28 protein-coding genes and 1 pseudogene are annotated in these 21,122 nt (G+C 31.4%); 15 read left to right on the plus strand and 14 right to left on the minus strand.

The features are described 5' to 3' along the window. Positions 1–140 precede the first annotated feature (140 nt). The 5 genes from MKX82_RS29400 to MKX82_RS29420 all read left to right on the plus strand — a co-directional run bounded on the left by MKX82_RS29400 (position 141) and on the right by MKX82_RS29420 (position 2,595). Positions 141–413 (plus strand): hypothetical protein, encoded by a 273-nt coding sequence (locus MKX82_RS29400; RefSeq protein ID WP_182102400.1) that lies wholly within the window; start codon positions 141–143, stop codon positions 411–413. Between the two features lie 77 nt (positions 414–490). Beyond that, positions 491–640, plus strand: coding sequence for a hypothetical protein (locus MKX82_RS29405; RefSeq protein ID WP_182102401.1), 150 nt, complete (start codon positions 491–493; stop codon positions 638–640). Between the two features lie 3 nt (positions 641–643). Continuing rightward, complete coding sequence (locus MKX82_RS29410; protein ID WP_182102402.1) at positions 644–1,030, plus strand: hypothetical protein; 387 nt, start codon at positions 644–646, stop codon at positions 1,028–1,030. Further along, positions 1,027–1,473 carry a hypothetical protein gene (locus MKX82_RS29415; RefSeq protein ID WP_182102403.1) on the plus strand — a complete coding sequence of 149 codons (447 nt, stop codon included), beginning with the start codon at positions 1,027–1,029 and terminating at the stop codon, positions 1,471–1,473. The genes MKX82_RS29410 and MKX82_RS29415 overlap by 4 nt, the downstream gene beginning before the upstream one ends. A 483-nt stretch (positions 1,474–1,956) precedes the next feature. Next, positions 1,957–2,595: a hypothetical protein gene (locus MKX82_RS29420; RefSeq protein ID WP_182102404.1), complete on the plus strand. Its 639-nt coding sequence runs from the start codon at positions 1,957–1,959 to the stop codon at positions 2,593–2,595. A 332-nt stretch (positions 2,596–2,927) separates the two neighbouring features. Here the strand turns inward: MKX82_RS29420 and MKX82_RS29425 are convergent, their stop codons facing one another. Beyond that, positions 2,928–3,296: a hypothetical protein gene (locus tag MKX82_RS29425; RefSeq protein ID WP_182102405.1), complete on the minus strand. Its 369-nt coding sequence runs from the start codon at positions 3,294–3,296 to the stop codon at positions 2,928–2,930. 303 nt (positions 3,297–3,599) lie between these two features. Between MKX82_RS29425 and MKX82_RS29430 the strand changes: the two genes are divergently transcribed. The 6 genes from MKX82_RS29430 to MKX82_RS29455 all read left to right on the plus strand — a co-directional run bounded on the left by MKX82_RS29430 (position 3,600) and on the right by MKX82_RS29455 (position 7,365). Next, positions 3,600–3,833 carry a hypothetical protein gene (locus MKX82_RS29430; protein ID WP_341082262.1) on the plus strand — a complete coding sequence of 78 codons (234 nt, stop codon included), beginning with the start codon at positions 3,600–3,602 and terminating at the stop codon, positions 3,831–3,833. A 12-nt stretch (positions 3,834–3,845) separates the two neighbouring features. Next, positions 3,846–4,001, plus strand: coding sequence for an aspartyl-phosphate phosphatase Spo0E family protein (locus MKX82_RS29435; protein ID WP_259347140.1), 156 nt, complete (start codon positions 3,846–3,848; stop codon positions 3,999–4,001). A gap of 216 nt (positions 4,002–4,217) precedes the next feature. Beyond that, complete coding sequence (locus MKX82_RS29440; RefSeq protein ID WP_341082263.1) at positions 4,218–4,676, plus strand: JAB domain-containing protein; 459 nt, start codon at positions 4,218–4,220, stop codon at positions 4,674–4,676. A 755-nt stretch (positions 4,677–5,431) separates the two neighbouring features. After that, positions 5,432–5,821, plus strand: a complete 390-nt coding sequence (locus MKX82_RS29445; protein WP_182102327.1) for a hypothetical protein — start codon at positions 5,432–5,434, stop codon at positions 5,819–5,821. Between the two features lie 16 nt (positions 5,822–5,837). Next, positions 5,838–6,581: a hypothetical protein gene (locus MKX82_RS29450; protein ID WP_182102328.1), complete on the plus strand. Its 744-nt coding sequence runs from the start codon at positions 5,838–5,840 to the stop codon at positions 6,579–6,581. A 31-nt stretch (positions 6,582–6,612) separates the two neighbouring features. After that, positions 6,613–7,365 (plus strand): hypothetical protein, encoded by a 753-nt coding sequence (locus tag MKX82_RS29455; protein ID WP_341082264.1) that lies wholly within the window; start codon positions 6,613–6,615, stop codon positions 7,363–7,365. A 37-nt stretch (positions 7,366–7,402) separates the two neighbouring features. On the opposite strand, the gene MKX82_RS29460 is transcribed toward MKX82_RS29455, so the two are convergent. The 8 genes from MKX82_RS29460 to MKX82_RS29495 form a co-directional block, all read right to left on the minus strand. Then, the gene (locus MKX82_RS29460) at positions 7,403–7,951 is read right to left on the minus strand and encodes a GNAT family N-acetyltransferase (protein WP_182102330.1); all 549 of its coding nucleotides are present in this window, start codon (positions 7,949–7,951) and stop codon (positions 7,403–7,405) included. Positions 7,952–8,215: 264 nt separating this feature from the next. Continuing rightward, the gene (locus tag MKX82_RS29465; protein ID WP_341082265.1) at positions 8,216–8,872 is read right to left on the minus strand and encodes an SEC-C metal-binding domain-containing protein; all 657 of its coding nucleotides are present in this window, start codon (positions 8,870–8,872) and stop codon (positions 8,216–8,218) included. A gap of 266 nt (positions 8,873–9,138) precedes the next feature. Further along, a complete protein-coding gene (locus tag MKX82_RS29470) occupies positions 9,139–9,654 on the minus strand; it encodes a hypothetical protein (RefSeq protein WP_182102332.1) in 516 nt (171 codons plus the stop codon). 27 nt (positions 9,655–9,681) lie between these two features. Then, positions 9,682–10,254 carry a toll/interleukin-1 receptor domain-containing protein gene (locus tag MKX82_RS29475; RefSeq protein WP_182102333.1) on the minus strand — a complete coding sequence of 191 codons (573 nt, stop codon included), beginning with the start codon at positions 10,252–10,254 and terminating at the stop codon, positions 9,682–9,684. A gap of 341 nt (positions 10,255–10,595) precedes the next feature. After that, positions 10,596–10,979 carry a DUF3888 domain-containing protein gene (locus MKX82_RS29480; protein ID WP_182102334.1) on the minus strand — a complete coding sequence of 128 codons (384 nt, stop codon included), beginning with the start codon at positions 10,977–10,979 and terminating at the stop codon, positions 10,596–10,598. Between the two features lie 190 nt (positions 10,980–11,169). Continuing rightward, complete coding sequence (locus tag MKX82_RS29485) at positions 11,170–11,562, minus strand: DUF3888 domain-containing protein (RefSeq protein WP_182102335.1); 393 nt, start codon at positions 11,560–11,562, stop codon at positions 11,170–11,172. A gap of 255 nt (positions 11,563–11,817) precedes the next feature. Next, positions 11,818–12,417: a DUF4304 domain-containing protein gene (locus MKX82_RS29490; RefSeq protein ID WP_182102336.1), complete on the minus strand. Its 600-nt coding sequence runs from the start codon at positions 12,415–12,417 to the stop codon at positions 11,818–11,820. Positions 12,418–12,574: 157 nt separating this feature from the next. Continuing rightward, positions 12,575–13,225 carry a uridine kinase family protein gene (locus MKX82_RS29495; RefSeq protein WP_182102337.1) on the minus strand — a complete coding sequence of 217 codons (651 nt, stop codon included), beginning with the start codon at positions 13,223–13,225 and terminating at the stop codon, positions 12,575–12,577. Positions 13,226–13,536: 311 nt separating this feature from the next. Here MKX82_RS29495 and MKX82_RS29500 point away from each other — a divergent pair, with 311 nt between their 5' ends. Together MKX82_RS29500 and MKX82_RS29505 are read left to right on the plus strand one after the other, a co-directional pair. Next, complete coding sequence (locus MKX82_RS29500) at positions 13,537–13,866, plus strand: ArsR/SmtB family transcription factor (RefSeq protein ID WP_127738749.1); 330 nt, start codon at positions 13,537–13,539, stop codon at positions 13,864–13,866. Position 13,867: 1 nt separating this feature from the next. Further along, a complete protein-coding gene (locus MKX82_RS29505; RefSeq protein ID WP_127738748.1) occupies positions 13,868–14,101 on the plus strand; it encodes a hypothetical protein in 234 nt (77 codons plus the stop codon). Between the two features lie 44 nt (positions 14,102–14,145). Here the strand turns inward: MKX82_RS29505 and MKX82_RS29510 are convergent, their stop codons facing one another. Both MKX82_RS29510 and MKX82_RS29515 read right to left on the minus strand, forming a co-directional pair. Then, complete coding sequence (locus MKX82_RS29510) at positions 14,146–14,904, minus strand: DUF5626 family protein (protein WP_127738747.1); 759 nt, start codon at positions 14,902–14,904, stop codon at positions 14,146–14,148. A gap of 424 nt (positions 14,905–15,328) precedes the next feature. Next, positions 15,329–15,856 carry a GrpB family protein gene (locus MKX82_RS29515; RefSeq protein ID WP_127738746.1) on the minus strand — a complete coding sequence of 176 codons (528 nt, stop codon included), beginning with the start codon at positions 15,854–15,856 and terminating at the stop codon, positions 15,329–15,331. A gap of 379 nt (positions 15,857–16,235) precedes the next feature. Here MKX82_RS29515 and MKX82_RS29520 point away from each other — a divergent pair, with 379 nt between their 5' ends. Beyond that, entirely contained in the window at positions 16,236–16,793 is a 558-nt protein-coding gene (locus MKX82_RS29520) for a recombinase family protein (protein WP_127738745.1), read from the plus strand. 57 nt (positions 16,794–16,850) lie between these two features. Continuing rightward, on the plus strand, positions 16,851–17,663 hold the full coding sequence (locus MKX82_RS29525; RefSeq protein WP_341082269.1) for a helix-turn-helix domain-containing protein: 813 nt from the start codon (positions 16,851–16,853) through the stop codon (positions 17,661–17,663). 280 nt (positions 17,664–17,943) lie between these two features. On the opposite strand, the gene MKX82_RS29530 is transcribed toward MKX82_RS29525, so the two are convergent. The 3 genes and pseudogenes from MKX82_RS29530 to MKX82_RS29540 all read right to left on the minus strand — a co-directional run bounded on the left by MKX82_RS29530 (position 17,944) and on the right by MKX82_RS29540 (position 21,093). Then, a complete protein-coding gene (locus MKX82_RS29530) occupies positions 17,944–18,492 on the minus strand; it encodes a DUF421 domain-containing protein (protein ID WP_002029079.1) in 549 nt (182 codons plus the stop codon). Positions 18,493–18,739: 247 nt separating this feature from the next. Then, positions 18,740–20,233, minus strand: coding sequence for a phospholipase D-like domain-containing protein (locus MKX82_RS29535; protein ID WP_000454745.1), 1,494 nt, complete (start codon positions 20,231–20,233; stop codon positions 18,740–18,742). Positions 20,234–20,585: 352 nt separating this feature from the next. Continuing rightward, positions 20,586–21,093 (minus strand): annotated as a pseudogene (locus MKX82_RS29540) (DUF421 domain-containing protein). Positions 21,094–21,122: the final 29 nt, after the last annotated feature.

Here is a 21,122-nt window from a genome sequence, read left to right on the forward strand (position 1 = left end):
CGACTATATATTGCGGAAATAAAATTTTTTTCGCTTTTTCCCTTGCCTTCCAATCCTCCTTCGCTTCCGTTACAGATGAACAGGGGAAAAGAAAAAACATTCAAACCCTAAAACCTTGAAACATCTGGAGGAGTATTTATATGAAAATTCAAAGCATTACTTATGAATTGGTGAACGGTACGTATGAAGGAAAAAGCTACGATATAGATAGATATTTCATTGTAGGTAGAAGACCTTTATCTACTCATGAGCTTACTGTTTATGTGAACCATTTAGACAAAACTATATCAGGTGACTGTATCCGTTACGGCTCATGGGGAGATATAGACCTTGATGAAGTAATGGAAATGTTAAAAATAGTAGAAGGTGCTGGAGAGTTAAAAAGACCTTATGACGGTTACAAAGGCAAATAGAACAATAGCAAAGTTTGAGAGTAATGTCATTTGCTCTTAAGTATAAAAATAAAAGTATAAAGGAGTAACATCACCATATGACTAAATTCTTATTTTCAAATGAGTCAGGAACATTAATCTTTGACAGATTAGAAGCTATAGAAGTGTGTGAAGATTATACAGGGATTGTATTATATGAGCTTAGTAAACTAACAGACTATACCTTATTAATATTATTAAGAGCGTAAGGATTGGTAGTTGATTTAGTAGCTGAAGATATTGCAAAAATGATTCTTGCACAAGAAACGGAAGTTCAAAGAGAAATTAAACTTGAAAGAATAATTGATGATTCTATATTATCCTTCAAAGGTTGGGAATTTGAAACAAAAGAAGCAATCTACATAGCTGAATCTGATATGGAAGTTGACCTATTTAGACTTGAATATAATAAGACAAATAGGAGTTATCGTATCTTTGTCGCAAATCATGAAGAGTATTGTATTCATGAAGATGTTACTTATTTATTTAACCTTGTACAAATTATTAACCAGTGTAAGAAGCAAGAAACTGCTGATATAGATAACCAGATTAAATATTATTTGGAGTATGTATTATCAGAAGGAGGACTTGGAGAATGAAAATAAATTCATTAGATAAACCTAAACAATATTATTCTCATTACTGTAAGATTTGTAGGGCTTCTTTAAATGAGTTAATGGAAAATAAGTGCACGGAATGTGGCTCAAATAATGTTGAATTGATTTATTACACACTCCAAGATGAACAAAGCAAAATGGTTTGGACATATGTAAATGCCAGCAAACTAATCGAGTTAGCTAAAAAATCTATCCAGCATCATGACCACCCATCATTTAATTTTAATGAGTTTTCACTTGATAAAGCAATTAAAGCATTAGAAGCCGATGAATATTGCGTTACAGTACAGCAATGGATATTCACTATGACTAAAGATGAAATGGAAACGAAAGGCTGTGAGTGCGGAAACAAAGGACTTCTTCAGCTGGATATAAAGGAATTTGAATGTAAAGATTGTAGAAAAATTTATAGGATTGTTAATTGAATATAGCTGGTTAATCATAATGAAAAGGCAAGTGTAGAGCTTGTCTTTTTTGTCGTGTTGGTGTGGCCTGAATTTGCTCCAGCGCCGCTGCTTAACGTGGTATGACCTGGTGCGTCTCTCCGAGGTGTGATTTATTATCATATCACACCCCTCCGTTCCTCCCATCCCAACCACGTTTAAGGTTTTGATCGTTCTTTGACCTGCTGCGTCCCTTTGGTCCTCCCATCTCAAGAACGAGAGCAAAACACCAGCTGAGATTATACGTTATCTCAAAATATTAATATTAAGGAGATTGAAATTCTTTTATAAATAATTTTACGCATTCATAAATCTAAAATTATACTAAACTCTTGTGTATAGAGGACAATTTATAAAATAATATCTTTTTGGTCATACCTCTTCCCCATCCCCCATATATATAGAAATATCTTTAGGACACCAGGACAGTGTCCTAAACTAAAAATATGAAATGGACTGATGTATATGAAGAAAGTAGAAGTAGTAAAAGATAAAATTAGAAAAGTACGTTCAGATAAAAAAAGAGATGTTAAGCCAACAATATCTGCTGAACTAAAAAATTGTGTCTATCGACTTTCCTATATTACAAATACACCTGTTAAAGATGTAGTTGAAAAAATTTGTGAAAAAGGACTAGAATCTAGAAAAGTTTTAGAGTATCTTTCTCAATACTTTAGAAGAGATTATCAGTTTGTAAATACCATTTTTATTGGAGATCCAGGAAAGGAATCTCTTCAGAAGAAATCACAATCAGGAAGAAATGAGCGCATTACCACAAGATTTAACCAAGATACATATGAGAAAATAAAATACTTATCAGGTGCATTAGATGTAACTCCCTCAAAGGCAACGGCACTATTATTGGAAGCTAGTATAAGAAATACAGAACTATTAAATTCTTATATGAGAACCTTTTTACGTGGCACTTTAGATAAAATGAGAATGAAGGAATTAAAACAGGTGCAATCATTTGTTAAGAAGAGCAATCCATATAGTAAGGAAACTTCATGGTTTGATTTAATTGATACGATTGTAGAAGATGTTAAAGATAATACAGTTAACATTAAAGAGTCCATTACAACTTGGTTAGATAGGCTTAAATAAAGCACAAATAGCCCTAATAGATATGCTTTAGGGCAACAATTTCCTTTAATGCTAAAGTTCTATATAAGAGTACCTATCTTACCAGCAACTTAAAGGCACACACTTTAGGTATTGTTTCTTTTGCCATTGTTCGAACAGGGCATCTGATATTTGTGTTTGGAGAAAACAATTTATTATTACTTTCAATATTCATCCTTTGTACTCGAAGGAGAGTAAGAATATCCGAGTTGCGCGCTAACTCATCCAGATAATAATATTTTGTTCCCATTCACCTTTTATCATTATGGCCAAGTAAAAAAAATTTAAAACATTTATTAAAGGAAAATATGATATCAGCCCTTTTTCATAGCCTTTTCAATCACACTTTTTTCCACCGCAATTAAATTATCCTTATATTCTTTAAGTAAATTATAAAAGCACTCTTTGTCTACTTGATACACTTTTTTAAATCCTCTTTCCTTTCTAAAAATCTGAATAGCCTCTTTGCTTAATGTAGAAAGCATTCTTTCCCTTGAATCTGCTTCTACAACTCTACTGGTAGTTATAAGTTTATTTTCCTCGTTAATATCTGTTATGTCTTCAGAAAATGAGATTAAATCAAGAAACATGGTTTCATCTTCTATTAGAAAGCGAATCCTTGATATTGTATAGGTGTAAAGGGGAAATGTAGGGAACCCATCCGTATAAATTATATTTTTCATTTTTTTCTCTCCAGTAGTTAAATTATCATTTAAATAAAAAAAACCGATTTAATGTTTCCATTAGAACGGCTTTTAGAGGATTTTATAAAGTCATATTGACTTATTCTCATGCGACGAAACATGAGAATAAATTAATTTTAACATAAAAAATTATTTATTAGGATTTAAACTCTATTATTTTAAAACTATAACTATTTATAATGTAAAAACGTTATAAAAGAATCAAAGTATTTAACTGTTTATAATGTACTTATGTTATAATTGTATTAAGAAAGGAGTGGCAAAATGAATTTAGTTTTTCGATTGGCTATTGAAAAAAAGAAACTTAAAAGGCATCAACTAGTAGTAATTAAAGCCCAAAAGAAAGAGTTTCGGTTTACGATTGGTGAGCTTATACAGTTAATTGATCGGAAGATCGGATATGAAAAAGAATTCATTAATCAAACCATAATGATTATGTTGTTATTAGATTACGACATATGGGGAATTTTGATTTTTTTAGCAAAAACTCATATTATGGAAAATAGTAATTATTGAGGTGATGGTCAATTGTTAAAGGATTTCACAATAGAAATTGAAAGAAAAAGAAAAGAAATGATAAGGATAGGTATGGAAAAGGGTTTAACTCATAAACAAACAATTAAAATAAGTCAGGAAATAGATGAATTAATGAACTTATGGATTAATACTAAACGACAAACTTAAAAGCCTTATTAAAGGGAAAAAGGGAAATTAATTTAAATAATAGTTATAAAAAAATATATACAAATACTCATATTTCACTAGTTTTTCTTTGCTTTTATAATGTATAAATGTTATAATTGTATTATAAAGGAGGTAAGGAAAACAACAAAAAAAGAGCAAATCTAATATATGCTCAACAAATTAAACAATCACTCAAAAGAAAAAGGAGAGCGAAGAATGGCAGAGCAAAAATTAGAAATGGTACAAGAAATCGTAAGAATTAAACAAGTAGTAACGGAAGGTGAAATTGCAAGAAAGGTAATTACATCTCCAGATGTAGCAGCTGCCATTGCAACAGAATACATAGGAGACGAAGACAGAGAAGTTTTCCTAGTTATGGTTTTAAATACTAAGAATGAAGTGAACGCTGTTCATAGATGTCATGTAGGAAGTATAAATGCAAGCATTGTACATCCACGAGAAGTATTTAAAGCAGCCATTCTAAATAACGGAACATCTATTGTGGTTGCACATAATCATCCTTCTTACAACCCAGAACCTTCACGAGAAGATATCCAAGTAACAGGAAGACTTCAAGAAGCTGGTTCATATTTAGGAATAGAAGTTCTTGATAGCTTGATAGTTACTCAAGACCCTAACGTATATATTTCTTTAAAAGATTTAGGATACCTATAAGAATTAGTTCACAGAAGAGAGAAACCATTTTCTCTCTCCTGTGTTATCAACTAATATAATGTATTTTGTTAAATAAAATTAAGGAGATGAGTATTATGTATAAGGTTTTCGTTGAAAAATTAATATTAGTTGGTTATGAACGTGAAGAAGAATATAAGACTTTTAAATAAGGAAAATTTGAAACGAAATTATATAAATGCAGAAGGGCATTTTTTTAATGGAGTAATATACGGAAGTATTCTAAGTTTAATATTATGGATGTCTTTCTTTGGCTGGATAAAGATTATTATACTTTATTTTTGTTAGTTACAGAGAATTATAAAAGGAGTAATTATAATGTCAAAGTTATATTTGTTACGAACAAAAAGCCTTAAAATCATTGTTCGTTCAGAATCAGTTGAGAAGGCACGCTTAATATATAGGCAGTATTATCCTAATACAAATTACAGCATTCGAAAATTGAAACTAACCGATTTATCTAAGAAAAGTGAACCACCTATAATGGTGCTACCAGATATTCAGTATTTATAATCAATTGGTTTTCTTTGTAATATTATTTTTAATGGGTCGATAGTTGTGTTATAATCAAGGAGGAAACAAAAGGATATTTTTTCTTTTGATTGATTGTTTAAATGCTCCAACTTCATGGAGCTTTTTTTAAAGTAACTTAATGTATTGATGTTATAAATGTGTTTTGTGATAAGAAAGATATTGATTTGATTATTTTAAAAGCATTTAAATTGGAGGGAATAAAAATGAAGTTTGTGAGTGTAGAACAACAGAAACGGTTTTTGGAAATCAAAGAGCAAATGCCTTTTAATCTTAAAGGAAACGACAAATTGTTATCTTTAGCTTATATTATGTCCAGTAGCAATGAACTAAAAACAAAATTACAACCTTATATACAGTGGGATAAAGGTTACGACTATGAGAAAATGATCCGTGAAATCCCTTTTTCTAAGGAAGAATTAGTTTTAGTTAAAGCTTCAGTAACTTTCTTTGATAATGGTGTAATCCTTCAATTCTCTGAGGTATTTACAGAACTAGAACAAACTGAAAGAGAAATAGTCCTGAATGCTGCTGATATCAGATATTCAAAAAGAGATATTTATGAGCCTGGAGAAGGCAATTTATATACTAAATAGAAAAGGTTGAATTTAATTGAAACAATACTCCTTTAACATAACAGCTACAACCTTAGAGGAATTTAAAAAATTTCTCCCGACCCATAAAAGTAAAAAAATACTTAAAAATTATTTGCTTAATGAGTATAAACTTCCTGAGGCACTCAATGATCTGCAGGGTGGTGCTGATAATGAAAAAGTAATTCAACCATACTGGATGAATGAAGAAGAAATTAATAAGTTAGAGCTACTAGTTAAACAGGCTAAATTAAAGGGGGTTAATTTAAATCATTCTTCTATAATGAGAGATATCATTAAGAATTTGGTAGAACGTTATAGGAATAGTCCTTTACAAAAAAGTGAGTACAGTAGACAAACTTTTAAGGTACCAGTTGGTACAAAGAAAAAATTAGCTTCTTTAATTGTAGAAAGAGAGTTATCATATGAACTTTCTTCATTCATTATGGAAGGGTATATTCCTTCAAACAATTTTCCTTCAATGAGAAACCAAGAACAAGAAAACTTAGATTTTAAGTCAGATTTAGATGTTTTCAATAAGTTAGATGAAGTTGCTGAAGAATATGGATTCAAAAAAGGGAGAGCAAAAATCTTTAGGGATGCGCTCAGTCAATTTGAAAAATCGCTCAAACTTAACCCAATAAAAAAGGCTACTTTAAAACAAGAACTTAAATATCTTCTTGATGAATATAAGACGGTGGAAGATGTTTCGGTCATTCTTGAAGAAGTTAGTAGCTATTTAAAAGAAAAAGATAAAAAATAAAAAGGTAGAGACAATAATGGAAATAGATTCTATGAAGGTACAAGAAAAGATTGGGACCAAGAGAGCAAGAGCAACAGCACTATACTCAATTATCATTGGCATATTTAGTGCAGTTATAATCCTCCTTTCAATCTTAGGTTTATTATATTTAGTACTAGGAAATTTTTATATTTTAACATTACTGATTATAGGGTTTATTGTAGGGTATGAATATTTTCTTAGGAAGAAATCGAAATATTATTCGTATTACATTTCAAGCGAAGAGTATGAAAATTTAAAGAGTGTCAGACTTATACATTATTCAAATACCCTAAATAAAGATGATTATGAATATTATCTTAAAACAGGATTAGTTAGATTATATGCAAAGAGAAGCGCTGCTAAAAACTATGTTATGCAATTTAAAGATAAACGGAAAAAGTATATTTGGTTCCATCAAGAAGAAATTAATGGGGAACCTTCCTTTGCTTCCTTTTTTTTCACCCATTCAGGTGAAGATGAACCCCGAAAGTATAAAATTATTATGGATTTAAATAGAATTCCACAAGAAAGAATTTTACTAAGACCAGATAATCAAAATATTATTGTTATTGGTGATTTAGAAATACCTGGCACCATTGATACAAATTTTAACTTTTATAACCATAAATTATATTTTTGGTACTCGATTAAACATAAATTAGAATTATTAAATGGCATAAAAGTAATATATACCGGTTTTCACCAATTCTACGGTAAAGTTATTGACCATCTCGATGCTAAAAATATAAAGAACAAAAAATAAACCACATTTAGAGTGGTTTATTTTTTTGCAATCTTTTCTACTTTGTTTTCCATAAAATCTCGGCAGCTTTATGAACATTATTATTATTCTCATTCCACCTAACCAAAAAACCATTTTTTTTATAGAAATAATCAAGTTTTTCAAAATGCTCTTCGTCTGCATAAGATATCCAACCTGAAATTTGCTTGATAAAATTTTCTATTGCAAATTTAATTAGAGTACTTAATAAAACTGATCCGTAACCTCTACCTTGATTCTCACCAAATATTTCTATATCACAAATTTCAATTGTATCTTTATTCTTATACATTGCAGATAATCGAACTCTATCTCTTAAAATACCTTTAGTATTGATAACTCTAAGTTCAATATAAAATGAACTATATTGATCATCTGGATCTAAAGTTGTACGGTAAACAATTAAATATTCTTCATTTTGACTTAACTCATTCAACACTAACTTTTCAGGATCATTTTCAAGTTTTAGTAATTCGGATTTTAAGGTGCTTTCTAAATCTTTTGTATTTCCTTCCGTAAAACTTCTTTTATTTCTGAGGTTATCTATTTCTAATAAAAAATCGAACATAATAATTTTCCTTTCTTGTAATAGTAATTTTCGAACTTTACTTGACCAGATTTACTATTTGTTAGGTATGTAAAATTTTCAAGTGGTTTGTTTATTTATATAAGGACTTCTATTAATGAGATTAAAGATATTTGGTGGATGTTCATGAGCAATAATATATTCAGGCTTTAATCCTTCAGGAATCCAACAAGACGTAAAAGCGTACAGATGAAGTACGCTCTTCTTTCCTATTTTTAAACTCCTCTATATTACACTTTCTAAACTTTATTTTTGTTTTACTTTCTCATTCCACTCAGTTTTGGAGTATTGATTTATTAATTCTGTAGAAGATAATGATAAATTTAAATTTCGACCCAATATAGCTGCTAACTCATACAATCCATTGGGGAAACTTTGAAATCCTAACATATATGTATTGAAAGGAATATTTTTAATATTATCTGCATCTTCATTGTAACCTAGCCCAGTCTCGATTCCATATTCTATATCAGTTACTTGATTAGTATTCAAATCAAAACCATTAAAAATAGGGGGGGGTGTTTTGCCTACCATTTCTAATGGTTTAAATAATGAAACATCATAGATTTTTTTCTCTATTTCTATCCAAGAATGATCAAATGGTTTTTTATTCGGTACCTTTACCTCTCCAATATAAAGTTCATTATCTATGCCCTGTTCTTTCAGAAGAATATGTAAAATACTTGATGAAGCATGACAAGCTCCCATCCATTCTTCTCGCTCTATAAAATGTACAACCTCGAAAAATGTTTTATGAATAATATCCTTATCTTGTGAGTTTGGTAGTAACTTAGCGTGTTTTTCCCATCTAGCTACTTTTTTGCCATCTAAGCAACAGTGTTTATATTTAAACATACTTCCACATACACATGAATCGTTTCTATTAACCTTCAAATTTTTCACCTCAGTAAAAAAATAACATCTTATCCTATTTTAACAAGTAATTATCTATAGCACCATAAAATCAATATGGAGGAGTTACCTTTTTCCTTTTTCTATTGGTGCATTGAATAGTGTCTACCAATACATCATCCTCCTTTGATTAGTCTTTTGCATTCTTTACTTAATTACAGCTAATAAGGTTAGTTTTAATAAGCGAACATTAAATTAGTTTATTTCTTTTAAAAAAAGCTATGGTAGCACTTGATTGCTACCATAGCTTTTTTCTATTAAACCTTTTCTAATAAATTTGGTACCCCAGCAACTTTTGCTAATAATTTGGAATACTCATATAGAACCTTAGACGTGAAGTCTAGATGCTCTCTAAATTCTTTATTTTTCTCCCATTTTTGTTCATGTTCTAATCTTGATACAGTAACTTCTCGCTTATCTTCATAGTCTGATAGCAAAGGGTGCCACTTCGAAAGGAATGGACGAATTACCTCATTTAATATATTTACGGTAAGAAATCCAAGTGATAATTCACTACTTCCAGAAACCGCTATATCTGGACCGTATTTTTTCATTATCTCTCGACTTACAGCAAACAAAGCGTGTAATGATGATAATGTCTCTCTTAGAAGCCCTTCACTTTCCTTTAGTTCAATAACTGCCACTCTTGTTGATAATTCAACATAGAGTTCCCAAGCTGCTCTATACTGATCTTCATTGGGTTCCCATGTTCCTTTGACTCCAAATCCTGCTACTGTTAAATTCACATCAAGTTTTGTATTACGATAGACCATAATAAAATAACTCCTTTACTTTACAAATTAGAACCTAGTTGGCTTTACAATATCACTTAATGGATGAGTGTAGCTCGCCTGTAAAATACCTGTTTCAGCATATTTATAAGAGAAAGCTTCATTATGCTGAATTGACTTTTCTAGAGAGTCTAAGAAATTGTTTAGTTCCCTGATATCCTTTAAAAGTTTTGAAACATAGAGATAACTAGGTATATCCTTTACATCATTCAATAAAAGAGTAGCTATTTGAGCATTAGATTTTTTCCCATACCCAACTTCATATGGAACCCACCAAGACCTTTTTGTTTCTTCAGATACGATACACAATATATCTGTGGATGCACTTAATCCATTTTCTATACATTGAGTTACAGCATTATGATTATCAGAAGATTCAATTGCAGCTTGTAAATCACTATCATTTTCATCAAGATATATGTCTACACCCGCCTTCATTATATAATCTCCGATTTTCCTTACAGCTACCTTATCCTTTGATGCATGTGATAAAAAAATGCATCTCTTTTTACTATTAGCAGCATGTTCACTAAAATATATAGATTTATTTAACTTTGCTCTATTTAAACCTTTAGTTGCCATAAATAACTCCTTTACTTGTCTTTGTTATAAATCTCTTATGTTTATACGCAGAAATGGAAAAATAGTTTCATTATTTTGTTCAAACAGGGTAAACCCTGTTAAAACAAATGAAGTTATGTGTCACTTTAAGAGTTATTTTTCATTTAATTTAAGCGATAATTTACACTAAAAAACTCTTATATTGAAACATCTTATTTTACTAACGCCCCCGTTAGCTTAAGTACATTTCTTCACAAACTCTTCCTTTTTTATTCATTTATTATGAGAATCCTGCTACTAAAGCGACTAATTAAAGAGACTTTTCTAGAAAATCCCTTTTTGTTAATATTGTTAAAGTTTAATTAATCATTCATGGCTTCAGATATTTTGAATTTGTCCCATTCATTTTCTGGAATGACCCTATTGAAGTAATCAATTGGTACAACTTTATGTCCTTTAACTTTAAATGTAATAATCTCTTGCAAGTAAGGAGGATTATGAGGACCTTCAAAGCTCACCACTTGAACTTTTACTACAACTGTCCCACCGTCATCTTGTTTTACTTCTAATATTTTTTCGTTTCCCCTAAACCAATCACTTCCAATCACTGAAAGGATTTGTTCATTTAACAAATTTATTAACTCTTCCTCCTTAATGGTCTCCGGTAACTCTATAGCAAGTGGATACGTGGGTGTATTTATTAATAACATTATAAAAACTATTAAGGATGTAATTTTCCTATTCATTGAACCACCTCAGTGGTATTATGTGTGCTGAATTACCTTTTTATTAGTTTTTTTACAGTCCCTTTGTGTCACTATTCTGCCCTGTTTGTACCAGAGCAATAAAGAAGCATTGATTCCCACGTTTGTAAAATAAAAACAGCTGCTCTTAGCAGCTGAATTCTGTTCACCTTATATTCGTATGACTTTAATACTATCCTTTTGGATATGTTTTTAAATGTTTAAATGAGATTAATTTACCCTCTGCACTGACCACTATTTCATCTTCACCATAAAAATTATGTGCACCATAATAAGACGATACTTTTAAAGTTACTTCATACGCTCCACCAATTCCGTTAGTTTGTTTTATTTTCAAGATTTTCGTTGTATACGGAGCCCAAATCAGACCTTCAGGAGCTTCCTTATCATCTTGATAAATTTTAGCAATTGCTACATCTATTGGTTTACTTAAGCTTATGATTAAAGCTAACCCTAGAGCATCACACAACTTTGAATCCGTCTCATTTACAGTAGCTGAGTAAGCCAAATTATTAAAGTTTAAACATATAAGGAAAACAATAAACAGAACTAATGATTTTTTCATATTATCACCTATAAATAGTATGCAAGTAAAAAGAATTGATATACTCGATTTTTTTGGTAAATATTTAAACTACTGCAACAAACCTGCCGCGTTTCTACCATAAGCAGGTTTCAATTATTACAGGAATGCTGCCCCGTTAGTAACAAAACCAAAAACGAGGATTAATCCTTATGGATCATCCCCTCCTATTGCCCGAAGAAACTAGTAAGATTTTTAGCCATATTGACTATAAAGCTCTTTTACATGAGAATCCATTCACTCTATTGATAAATTTAGTTGATCAGCCACTTCTCTAATATATGGTTTATAACTAGCTTCGTTGTATGCTTTAATAATTCTTTCTTGTGCTTCCTTATTATATCCATATACTTGGTACAAAATAGTTAGTTCTAGATCGCTATAAGAGTCTTGTGATTCTTCTCTTTTCATCTCTTGTATGACGTCCTCAATTGTTTGGAATTTCTCAAAGTATGGAAAAACCAAACTTTCTATATCACTGCTTACTTCCTGTTTAACTTTAGCTAAGTCACTTGATAAGTTAATTTTATACCAGTAATCCTGTTCATTTTTCAGTTTAGAAATTCGGTGTCTAAGAACCGAATTAATTTCTGTTGGAAATTTGGGTGGTTCCTCTCTATAACCTATTCCAAATAATTTATCAGTAAAAATACCAGTATTAATAGTAAACTCCACTTCTTCCTTTGTATTCCACTTAGATGATTGGATATTTACAGTCCATGCAAAGTCAGAGAGTGTCTTTGCAAAATTATTTCCTTTCTTTTTAAAACCATTTTCCTTAAATATAGGAGCAATTTCATCTTTTATAAGTTGTTTAAATACTTCCTGCATAATCATCTCTATTTCTCCATTCCGTTTACCCTAGATGAGTTATATTCTCCTTCTTTTAGTATAATTCCTTCATCCCCTTATTACAGTAACTTGCCCATTTTAGCAACATAAGAAAAGGCACCCTACATTTAAGGAAAGCACCCTTTAGTGTAAGTACACTTTTTCACAAATTAAGTAAATGCCCTTTTTCAAGAACATAGTTTTCATTTGAATTTTTTAAAACTATATCGAAATTCTTATGATAAGGATGCATAAATAACTCATATTGAATTCTACGCTCTTCATGAGATTTTCTTAAATAATTTATATCTATTCCCCTTTCAGAAACATCACGAATACCTCTTCTCATCAGCTCGGTTTCTCCATCAGTATATAAGTAAACTTTTAGATTATACAAATTGGGGTCAGTAAAGGCAACGGTCATCCCTTCTATAATATTCACTTTATTTCTTGAAGAAATTAACTCGCTCTCTGTATAATGCGTGCCTATTGTATAAAAGTCTAAAGCATCCCTTACCATTTGAAGGTCTCTCTCTAAAGCATTTATATTATGAGCAGAAGGATGACAAGCTGTCATTTTGTCTTGATGGTGTTGATTCTTATATTCATATTTCAATATAGTGTACTTTCTAAGATGAGAGCCAATGATATATGGGTCAGTATTGATATAATTCACATTTTCATGTCCCAGAAGTTTAATCAGATTATGGGCAAATGTTGTCTTTCCAGATGCACCATGACCCGAAATCCCAATAACCGTTTTTTCATCACTACTGTTAATCAAATTAGCTATCTTATGTAGAACCTTTTCCATATTTACCTCCCAATCGCTTATCGAATTATGTTCATTATCTTGTCTTTTATACTGGATTTAGCAATAGCTAAATTTTATCATTAAAATTTTATCATTAATCTTCTATTGCTTGTTTAACTAACCTGCCCTGTTTCTCCCATAAGAGTTTTTTGTTTTCTTTTCTTGATATTCAAAAAGTAAGTCTCAACGGACAAAACTCTTTAACTAAACCTCGATGATCACCTTTTATATATTTTTAGGATATTTGAAATTTAATTAATTTTTCTAAAAATATTGACACATGTGTTACACGTGTAATAAAATACTTACATATGAAAGAAGAATATTCTAAAGAAATATTATTGAAGTCTCTTGAAGCCATGGCCAATCCACACAGATTAAAAATTATTGCAATTTTAGCAACAGGAAGACAATATGTGAGTGAACTAGCTCGTAATTTAGAAATTAGCAGGCCTTTACTTTACTTACATTTGCAAAAATTAGAGGAGGTTAATTTAGTTAAAAGTAATTTAGAAATTTCAACATCAGGTAAGGCGTTAAAGTTTTATGAATTAAGTTCTTTTCAAATTCAGTTAGATAAAAATGTAATTTATAAACTATTTCAACAAGAATTGAAAGATAATTTAAAAGGAGATTTTTAACTTGACGAATGTAACTACTTATTTAGGTCTATTTTCATTAATGCAAATTTTTCTTCCAATTATTTTAATTCTAATTGTTCTTTTTTTCATTGTAAAAACTGTTAAAAAATATGAAAAAAGAGCTGATGAAAGATTAAGGTTAGAAAAGCAACACATTGAAAGTAACCAGAAACAATTAGACGAAATTCATCAAAAAATAGATAATATTGAAAAAATGTTAAAAGACATTGAATGAATTAAAAAAATCTCTTTAAAAATAAAGAGATTTTTTTTTATTTATTAGTAACTATAGTCAGTACTATATGAATCTTTTCCAACAAAAAGTTTAATCCAACAAGTGCTGCTTGTTGCGCCGTTAAAGGCAACCCATGTGAAATCAAGTTTAGCAGATGCTTTTCCGTTTAGATTTTCTGTTTTTCTTGTAATCTTAAGGTTGTCGTAAGAAGCTGTACCGCCTATTCCTACAATTTTATAGTCATATACTCGTGAAATATAGTCATTACCACCTTGCACAATGGTGAAATCAGCATAAAAATGTGCATTAGCTATTCCAGTATATACATATGCTTTAGCTTTTTTGAAATTTTTATAACCACTTCCACTTGTAACAGTTCCTGGACTAACTGCAAATGTTGAAAAACCACCAGTAGTTGGAGCCTTTTCTGTAAATTCTACAATAGTTGGTTCTAATGTTGTTACTGCAATAGAACCATCTTTAAAAGTGGATATTGTTTCAACTCCATTTTCTTCTGTTGTTTTTTCAACAGTATTAACTGGTTCTTGACCTTGTTTAATAGAATCCCATACTTCTCCATTCTTTAATTTTGTAATCAATTGGTCTTGAGTTGTCTCATCTACATTATAACTAGTTAAAAATTCTTTTAGGGATGCTATATCTTCAGCAGTTATTTGCTGAGATTGTTCCACTACATTATTTGAGGTTGGGCTATCTAACTCACTAGCAAAACTTGTGGTAGCTCCCAACCCAAGAGAAAGCGCTAAAACTGGAATAGTTAAACCTGTAATGAATTTCTTCAAAATGATACCCACCTTTTTTGTAATTTTTTAAATTTTCCCAAATAACAATTTGATTATATACCCATACAAGTTATAAATCTACTAATTTTGTATAAAAATGTTATTTTTTTAAAAAAAAGGTAAAGAAAAACATTATCGATTGATAGAATTTTATTAAATTAACGTTAAATAATTACTAAAACTGAATAAAAAAGTGCCAATAACTAGAAAGACAAAAGAAGAGTAATACCATTTTAGGTATACTCTCCTTTTTTGATATAAACTACCAATCTATTAACGATTGTACGCTTATTTTTAAAAATAACCTCCAAATATGAAGGTTATCCTTATCTAGTATTCTTATTAAAAATCTTCAACTTTTATTAGAGAATGCCGGAAATGCGGTATTAATCCTTATTAGATCAAAGCCCTCGATATTTCACAACTATTTTCTTTTTCCGTATATTTCACTTACGAATTGTTCCTTATAGTCGGTGTATTCATCAATTCCACCATCTTTTTCTTTTACAAACTCAATTTTTATCCTTTTGTATTGTTCACGTGCTGTTTGGTTGGCATTTAAGTAATCCCTAAAGAAGATTAAATTTTTCCAGAGGTCTTTATTATATTCAACTAAATGAATAAAGTGGGTCTTTTCTTCGTAGGATTCATCAGTAAACTTTGCAAGTACGATTTCGTTTGGACGTTGTACTTGAAGTTTTAAAAATCCAGCTTTCTTTAGTCCTTGAAAAATAGTTTTTTCAACATTTTCAATATCATCTACACCCACAACTAAATCCAATATTGGTTTTGCAACCATATCCTTAATAGCTGTGCTTCCTATATGTTCAATTTGTTTTTCCTGAATAGGGGTTGAATTTAGAATATCCTGTTTCACCCTATGAAACTCTTTTTCCCATTCTACGGTATGTGTTTCTAATCTTAACTCATCACGTTTTAGTCCTAGTTTCATTTTAACCACCTCATTCTAAGGGTAACTTAAATGATTCGGCACTGTTACTTAAAATCCTTCTTCCATTAAACTTCCACTCTAATTCCATAAGTAAGGAACAAGCTAATTTCTTTTAACTTATCCTTACATAAATTTCCACACCAAAAGAATATAGAGCTATTTCCATTTTATAGGGTCTTTCCTAATTTATATTTTCCCTTATAAAAAAACATCTTTTTGTAACAAAAACGGTCATTTTTGTTACAAGAACAGTTTTATAAATAATTTAAAGTTAAAATAGCATTCTAGTTGTAACAAAAATATGTAACAAAATTAATATGTAACAATACTATTTTTATACCTTTTTTGATACAATTAATCTGAAAAGGAAGTGAATTTCATGAAATTTGGTTATATGAGAGTTTCCACTATGGATCAGAATTTAGATCGTCAGGAACAACAATTAGTAGAATTTGGATGCGAGAGAATTTTTTTCGAAAAAGTAACAGGTGCGAAACGAAATCGGCCAGAATTAAATCAATTGTTAGAATATTTACGTTCTGGGGATACAGTTGTAGTTACAGATCTTACTAGGCTATCTCGTTCTACTAAAGACTTAATAGAGATTGCTGAACTAATTGCAAAGAAGGGTGCAAATTTAAAAAGTTTGAAAGAATCCTGGCTTGATACTACAACAGCCCATGGAAAAATGCTCTTTACTGTTTTCGCAGGTATTTCACAGTTTGAGCGTGACTTAACTTCTGAGCGAACAAAAGAAGGAATTCTGGCTGCAAGAAAACGAGGGAAAGTACCAGGGAGGCCGCCTATTGATAATGAAAAAATAAATTTTGCTTTTTATTTAATGGAGCAAGGTATAACACTTTCTGAGGCAGCAGATAAAGCTGGAGTATCCAGAATGACTCTTTACCGCAAAATGAATAAAACCAATAATGATTAAAAATAGGAATAGATCAACTAGTAATTAGTTGCTTCCATTTCTGAAGGAGTTGTTTATATGAGTGAACTTCCCCCACTAACATCATTTTCAGAAGAACAAAGACAAAAGGCTATGGATAAATATTGGTTGATTGCTCCTTATCTTAATCAAGAAAAACCACTGAAAGCTATTGCTGAAGAAACTGGCATTACCAAACGAACACTTCATAATTGGATTAACAAGTATAACCATTTTGGACTAAGGGGTCTGATTCGTAAAGGTCGTACTGATTCAGGAGATTTTAAAGTTGAGAATAATGTATTGGAAGAGATAAAGAACCTTATATTCAATCATAGAAGGAATTCGGTCTCTTCTATCCATAGAAAAATATGTGAAGTATGTAAAAAGAAAAATTGGAAACAACCTAGTTATTATCAAGTCTATTCCATTTCGAAATCTCTTTCACCCAGTCTTAAGAAGTTAGCCTATGAAGGGAATAAAGAATATAAAAACAAATATGATTTGATATATCGACGTGAAGCAAACTACCCCAATGAAATTTGGCAAGCTGATCACACTCTACTAGATATTATCGTGTTAAATGAAAAAGGAAAACCAGAAAGGCCTTGGTTAACAATTATCTTAGATGATTATAGTCGAGCAATTGCTGGGTACTATTTATCCTTTGAATCCCCCACTGCAATAAACACATCATTAGTTTTACACCAAGCAATATGGAAGAAAGGAAATCGTGATTGGCCAATATGGGTGTTTTTGCCCATCCCCCCGAAAAGGTGGAATAAGGAGTACCTCACTGAAAGATTAGGGAAGTACTCCTTAAACATCGCTTACTCTGTTTCCGATATTACGTTTAATTGGGCTAATTCTTGAATAATTGCATCCAAATCAACAGACTCTTGTTGTATATTAAACTCGTATCTTCCATAGAAGTTAATATGTTGCCATGCAACTGGGGATATTTTTTTCATAACGGGGTAGCGTCAGGAAAATGCGGATTTACAACGTTAAGGAAACCAAAATATAAAAAGTCTAATTTCTCGGTGTTATAAGTGAAAAATTAGGCTTTAGTTACTTCATTAAAGCGCCTGATTGTTGAAGACTAAAGTTTATATTCACCAAGAAAATTGATGTGCTCTTATCCTAACAAATTTTATTTAGGACTTACATGTATGCCTTCACGCTCTCGCCAATCTGCGTAAAGTATACGCTTTACATTATCATATCCATTGGTAGTTAATTGGTTATCTAACCACTGTTGATCAAATCCGAGTTCATGTAAATTATCCCATAAAATTTCCCCATCTATAATTAACGATGTTGGGAGGTCTACTGGACTTTCTGGAAGATTGAGATCTGGTTTTTGATACTTGGATTTTAATAATAAACTTATTTGCCCATTAGCTTCCAATATACCGTATTTGACTTCGCGAACTGAAAAGACATTATTTTGACGGAGTATACTCAATACTTGATTTACATCCAATTTGTTCTTTGTAAGTAACTTTCTGTCCATAACACCATCTCGAATGATGATGTTAGGATTGCCTAATAAGAGAGAACGTGTCGATTTATTTTTTAGAGTCATAAACTCTATTCCCAACATAAGAAACGTCCACAATCCGATGGCATATAAAAAATGAAAAATCCCTACCTTATCTTCATAAATGTTATTTCCTAAAAAATCTCCAAGTACTAACACAAAAACTAAGTGAAACGGGGTTTAACTGATAGATGGATGTTCTGCCTGTTATGATAATGATAAAAAATAAAGTTGCAAAACCTACTATGACTTTGATTGCCAGTAAACCCAAAAAAACTTCACCCAAAATTTATTCCTCCATTTTATATTTCACTCGATTTCAAAAATCCTCATGTTTTAAAATATTTATATTACAACATGTAAGCTAATTAAAATCAGAAAGATAAATAATACCGGTTTTTTCAACTTATAATAATGGAGAAAGCACGCGAGCACCCTGTTCAACAATGCGCTCGGTCAGGGATCGTTGCACCAAGTCTTCAATTCTTAATGGTACAGAATCAGTAAGATCCCTCTCGAACTGCTCTGTGAGTTCCCTTGTCACATCAGCACTGTACACGACTTGACACACCTCATAATTCAGGCGAAAACTTCTCATATCATAGTTTGCTGAGCCTACGGCAGCAATCTCCTCATCGATGGTCAACACCTTCGCATGTATCATTCCTTTGTCGTACTGGTAGATTTGAACTCCAGCTTCTATAAGTTCTCCGTAATAAGTACGGCTTGCAAGACCCACGATTTTTTGATTATTGTGGCGAGGAACCAGCAATCTTACACGGACACCACGAGTTACTGCTGTCTTTAATGCCATGATAATATCCGTTTCTGGTACAAAATAGGGTGTTGTTAAATCAATAGTCTTGGTCGCCTGTGTTATACATATAAAGTAAGCTTGCCGAATGACTGGGGTAGGAATTCCAGGGTTTCCTTCCAACGTATGGATATACGCTTTATGCAATGTCCTAGTTTTTCCGGATATGTCCATTTTTTTATCATCAAGGGTGCTCAACTCTGATCCCAATTCGGCTGACCATTTGGAATGATCTGCTCTGCCGATTGAATTGATTTTCGTTACCTCTGATTTTGTTTTCAAATTTGTTTTTGATTTTATCCTTTCCGGCACAGCGATTTCCCAATGAACATCAAAAACAGTCTGCAAGTCGCCTGTTGCTTCCCCTATAATTTGCAAATGAGTGTCCCTCCAAAATCCTACGTCTGGCTTTAATCCTGTATATTCATACCCAACGTTCATACCGCCAGTAAAGGATTCCTTTCTGTCAATCGTCACAATCTTACAATGATCCCGATAATTCCAATTGGACAAAATCCAGGGAAATCGCAGAGGAAATATTGTCCTGCATTCTATCCCTGCTTCAACCATCTGCCGGATTTTTTCACGCGGGAATTTATAACTCCCCAAGCTATCTCTCATAAAACGAACCTGCACTCCATTTAATGCTTTTTCGATTAGCAGTTCTGTGATTCGATTACCAATTTGGTCGTTCCGATAGATGAAATATTCCAGATCAATGGTTTCTTGGGCTTTTTGCAGGGATACAAGGAGTTGATCATATTTTGCTATCCCATTGTTAAACACTTGGACTTGGCCCATTCGAAGCCCATTCACAGTGAAATGCCGTAAAGCATTGGCAATTACCGATGCTGAAGCACCGAATGTCTCAGGTAATTTGTTAGATTCATTTTTAGAACAGGTCAATCTTTTTCGATGAATAAACTTAGGGTTTGATATGCTAAGATATAGCCAGAAACCAATGACAGGTAAAAAAAGGACGATTATTATCCAATTCAAAGCCTTGGCAGGCCGACGAACTTCCCAAATTGCTATGAATAAGATAAAGAACGTATTTAACAGGTATAGATAAAAAATCCACTCCAACTGGAATCCCTCCTTCTGTTACTCTTAATATGTACAAACTATGTAACCAGTATACGTATGGAATATGAAGGGATTGTCTGTTATATATTATGGACTACCTTTATAAGAACTTGTATAAGATATTAAGAACGAAAAAAAGAGAATTAAGGTTGGGAAAGTTCTGACATCAAGAAAGGCGTAATGATCTGGGCACTGTCCTAACTAGAGACTTAGTGATTTTGAAAATTACCATCTGGTAAATTCCTAAATATAGGTATAATTTTTTATAAATTTGGAAAATGAAAGTGGTAAATGCAATAAGAAGTAAATAAGAGAAAACATTAATTTATATTGGGAGGAAATCGTCTTAAAATTAGTCGTTAACATCTTTTTTGTTAATGGTTAATGAATGATCGGTATCTCTAACAGCAGCATAAAAAAAATCTTTGATTTGAAGATATCCCTTTGCCTTTAGTTCTTCCTTTAACCACTTTTCATTTTTGTTGATAAATTTTAATTTACGCTTTTGCACTTTCCCTTCAATGACAACGGCTATGGGTAATCCGCGGTATTCCACTTTCATATGTAAATCTTTTGGAGTAATAGGAACTAATTCTTTTCTTGGAAAAATGCTAATTTCACCTGTTGCTTCCAAAATCGCATATTCATTATCGTGAATATCCGGATATCCTGTTGTTCTTAAATTAGACAACAGCTCAGGTAAAGGATATCTACTTTCCTTTAACTTTCGATTAAGATAAAAAAAGAATCGCTCCAAAATCATGAGGGGTAAGTTGGGCTAGAGCTGATTTCCCTAAAATATTTACTGCTACAATAAACACAATATAGATAAAAATAACTTTAACTAAAAAAATAGACACTTCTAACACCTCGTAAAAAAATTCACCTA

The sequence above is a fragment of the Niallia sp. FSL R7-0271 genome (genome assembly GCF_038005785.1).
In the GTDB taxonomy this organism is placed as follows: domain Bacteria; phylum Bacillota; class Bacilli; order Bacillales; family Cytobacillaceae; genus Niallia.

Excerpts from the sequence above, each read along its gene's own strand:
- MKX82_RS29455 (WP_341082264.1), top strand. The coding sequence starts at position 6,613 with ATGAAGGTACAAGAAAAGATTGGGACCAAGAGAGCAAGAGCAACAGCA.
- MKX82_RS29470 (WP_182102332.1), bottom strand. The coding sequence starts at position 9,654 with ATGGTCTATCGTAATACAAAACTTGATGTGAATTTAACAGTAGCAGGA.
- MKX82_RS29500 (WP_127738749.1), top strand. The coding sequence starts at position 13,537 with ATGAAAGAAGAATATTCTAAAGAAATATTATTGAAGTCTCTTGAAGCC.
- MKX82_RS29420 (WP_182102404.1), top strand. The coding sequence starts at position 1,957 with ATGAAGAAAGTAGAAGTAGTAAAAGATAAAATTAGAAAAGTACGTTCA.
- MKX82_RS29515 (WP_127738746.1), bottom strand. The coding sequence starts at position 15,856 with ATGAAACTAGGACTAAAACGTGATGAGTTAAGATTAGAAACACATACC.
- MKX82_RS29400 (WP_182102400.1), top strand. The coding sequence starts at position 141 with ATGAAAATTCAAAGCATTACTTATGAATTGGTGAACGGTACGTATGAA.
- MKX82_RS29405 (WP_182102401.1), top strand. The coding sequence starts at position 491 with ATGACTAAATTCTTATTTTCAAATGAGTCAGGAACATTAATCTTTGAC.
- MKX82_RS29460 (WP_182102330.1), bottom strand. The coding sequence starts at position 7,951 with ATGTTCGATTTTTTATTAGAAATAGATAACCTCAGAAATAAAAGAAGT.
- MKX82_RS29440 (WP_341082263.1), top strand. The coding sequence starts at position 4,218 with ATGGCAGAGCAAAAATTAGAAATGGTACAAGAAATCGTAAGAATTAAA.
- MKX82_RS29525 (WP_341082269.1), top strand. The coding sequence starts at position 16,851 with ATGAGTGAACTTCCCCCACTAACATCATTTTCAGAAGAACAAAGACAA.
- MKX82_RS29485 (WP_182102335.1), bottom strand. The coding sequence starts at position 11,562 with ATGAAAAAATCATTAGTTCTGTTTATTGTTTTCCTTATATGTTTAAAC.
- MKX82_RS29495 (WP_182102337.1), bottom strand. The coding sequence starts at position 13,225 with ATGGAAAAGGTTCTACATAAGATAGCTAATTTGATTAACAGTAGTGAT.
- MKX82_RS29520 (WP_127738745.1), top strand. The coding sequence starts at position 16,236 with ATGAAATTTGGTTATATGAGAGTTTCCACTATGGATCAGAATTTAGAT.
- MKX82_RS29490 (WP_182102336.1), bottom strand. The coding sequence starts at position 12,417 with ATGATTATGCAGGAAGTATTTAAACAACTTATAAAAGATGAAATTGCT.
- MKX82_RS29425 (WP_182102405.1), bottom strand. The coding sequence starts at position 3,296 with ATGAAAAATATAATTTATACGGATGGGTTCCCTACATTTCCCCTTTAC.
- MKX82_RS29445 (WP_182102327.1), top strand. The coding sequence starts at position 5,432 with ATGAAGTTTGTGAGTGTAGAACAACAGAAACGGTTTTTGGAAATCAAA.
- MKX82_RS29480 (WP_182102334.1), bottom strand. The coding sequence starts at position 10,979 with ATGAATAGGAAAATTACATCCTTAATAGTTTTTATAATGTTATTAATA.
- MKX82_RS29415 (WP_182102403.1), top strand. The coding sequence starts at position 1,027 with ATGAAAATAAATTCATTAGATAAACCTAAACAATATTATTCTCATTAC.
- MKX82_RS29475 (WP_182102333.1), bottom strand. The coding sequence starts at position 10,254 with ATGGCAACTAAAGGTTTAAATAGAGCAAAGTTAAATAAATCTATATAT.